At 56.2% G+C, this 2,920-nt stretch carries 1 protein-coding gene; it reads left to right on the top strand.

Going from position 1 to position 2,920, the window contains the following annotated elements; genetic code table 11:
- Nucleotides 1-2,920: VCBS domain-containing protein (locus tag ABWV33_RS22385; RefSeq protein ID WP_353333958.1), on the top strand; the 2,920-nt coding region annotated here is incomplete at both ends.

Genomic DNA, 2,920 nt, shown 5'->3' with positions numbered 1-2,920 from the left:
CAGCCTGTTATTACTTCGACCCTGTCAGATGCGCAGGGTGCCGCATTCGAAAGTGGCGTGCTGTATGGCTTCAACGAAGCCGACGAAGCCCCATTGGGATCGTTTGAGCCTGAGCTGGACCTGAACACAACATTGGATGCATTGTTCGTCACCAACGGCAGTTCAGGTGTTGCAACCATATTGACCAGCATCTTGGCAAACGACCTGCCAGCTGATGCGGTTCAGGCGGACGCGATTGCTCAGGTCTGGGACTACCTGGATGATATCTATGGTGTGGTGGGGTATTCCAACAAAGATACCAATGAATCCTTTGTCTACCTGGGTATTGAGTACGCGAAATATCTGAATGCTGGTGGACGTCCTTTGACCGACGTCGTGGCAAAGTTCACACCAGATGGCGTTGATGGCGGGATGGATCCTGATCGTCTGCAAAGCATGCACGACAATCTGCTGGGTAATTTGAACGATGGGCCCTTAACCTCACGCTTTAACAATCCGGCGTCTCCTGACACAGATCACCCGGCGACATACGCAGCAATCACCGCTGCGATGACCGCTGCTGGTATTGATGACCTGCTGACGCGCCCGATTTATTCGGGCAATGAAGGCGCTGTGAATCTGTCTACTGCATGGGACGAGGCCAATGGGTATCTGCCCTTGGCAACAGGGACATTGACGTTCTCGGATGCGGATGCAGATGACAGCCACACATGGAGCGGCGACGCGGCCGGTACCTATGGCACGTTTGCGATCAATTCCACCACTGGCGTGTGGACGTACACATTTAACGACGCCTCTGCCGCAAACCTGAGCCAAGGTCAGGTCGTGACCGATGTTTTCACGGCGACCGTGACAGACAGCAAAGGCGCGACAGCAACGCAGCAAGTGACCATGACAATCACCGGCACCAATGATGCGCCGGAATTGACAGGTACAGCCACCTCTTTGGTCGATGGTACCGAAGATACCACCTATACCTTTACAGCAGCTGACCTTCTGGCAGGCTGGACCGACGTCGATACCGGTGATGTTCTGGCATTGAGCGGAACCCCGGCATCAAGCGCGGGCTCTGTCACCGATCTGGGGGGCGGAAATTTTGAAGTGTCCCTGCCGCAGAATTTCAACGGCACTGTCACGCTGACGTATGGGGTGAGCGATGGTGCGACAACAACGCCGGCCTCACTTGATTTCGAAGTAAACGCCGTTGCTGACGCTGATACGATCACGCCTGCAGGCAATCTGAACGCTTCGGTTCTAACTGCAGGCGGCGATCTGTTGATTGGCTCCGGGATCCCGGGGGATGACAGCAGCTGGAATGTTGCGACCGACAGCGCAGATGCCGCTGGTGTGGAAATCGGCCTGAACGCAGTACTGCGTTACACTGGCGGTTCCCCCATTGATGCAAACGGCGATTACGTTGTGCCTGCGGGTGCCGCAGGGGGTACGCCACAGGAAAATGGCATTGTTGGCGATTTTGACGATGGTGTGGCGCGTTGGAACTTCCAAGTGTCCATTGGCACAAATACCGATGGGTCCGGCGGGACCTTGGGTGACCGGGACTATGTATTCACACTCTCGAACGCGGATGCGAACGGCGATCCAGATGGTACGGTGCTGATTACATTCACCTTGGATGATGTCGCAGTCGCCGCATCTACAGCTTTCCCGGGGACTTACCCAGCGCCTGCGGATTTCTTGGCCCAATCCGTATTCCAAGAATCAATTAACCTTGAATGGTTGTTGGACTCGACCACCGGGATTGATGTCCCTGCGGATTTCGATCCTGCGGCACCTGGCTATTTCCATATGCAGGTGCAGGCGCTGAACAAGGTCAATGGATCAGTCGAGCTCACCAATACGATCAACATTCGTGTGAACGAAGCGCCCGTTGGCGAAGATGACTCTGACACTGGCACTGTTGTTGAATCCGGGGCTGGAATTCCAGGCACGCCTGGAACCATGGGCAATGTTTTAACCAATGACACCGATCAGGATCTGCTCCCGGTCGCGGATGTTACGGAATTGACCGTCACGGATGTGGACGGAACTACCATCAGCGGTGCGACCACGATTACCGGGACCTATGGCAGCCTTGTGATGAACGGCGATGGCAGCTGGACATACGCGCTGCTCAATACAGATGCTGATACCGAGGCGCTGGAGCATGGGCAGGTCGTAAATGAGACCTTCACCTACACCGTTGCTGATCCGGACGGGGCAAGCGACACGGCTGATCTGACGATTGAAATCACCGGCACCAACGACACGCCTGTGATTACGTCGATGGCCCCGGATCATGAGCGCAGTGTCACCGAACTGGCTGACAATGCGGGAGAGCCCGCCGAAGGCAGCCCACTGACGACCAATGGAACCGTTTCATTCTCGGATCTTGATACCGCTGATCTGCACAGTGCGATGCAGTCCGCCACAGTCAAAGACGGGTCTGGGGGCACTGTTGCGTCGCCCTATGGCACCCTGACTCTTGGCGCAGTGGATCAATCCGCCCACACGGTCGGCTACACCTTTACGGTTTCGGATGCGGACATCAATTTCCTCGGCGATGGGGACAGCCTGACACAAGTCTATGCGGTCACAGTGTCTGACGACAGCGGCGCATCCAACGCGGATGAGACGGTCGATATCACCATCACCATCAATGGCACCAACGACGCGCCGGTTATTTCGGCAACGGAAACCAACGCCACACCACTGGTTGAGGTGGGCGTGAACGAGGCCGGCACCAACGAAGTGTCTGGCGTTGTGTCCGGTACCTGGGCTGACGATGACCAGAACGAAACGGCCCTGTTGGCTGTGGTTGATGGCGCGGCGGGTGCAGGGGTACAGGCACCGCTTGCATTCACTGGTGGCACCGGGGATGAAGCTGAAATTACAGGGACTTATGGTACGCTGTACCTGAAGA

The organism is Phaeobacter sp. NW0010-22 (genome assembly GCF_040365955.1).
Classification (GTDB): domain Bacteria; phylum Pseudomonadota; class Alphaproteobacteria; order Rhodobacterales; family Rhodobacteraceae; genus OMPR01.
This window is presented reverse-complemented; position numbering and strand designations above follow the sequence as displayed.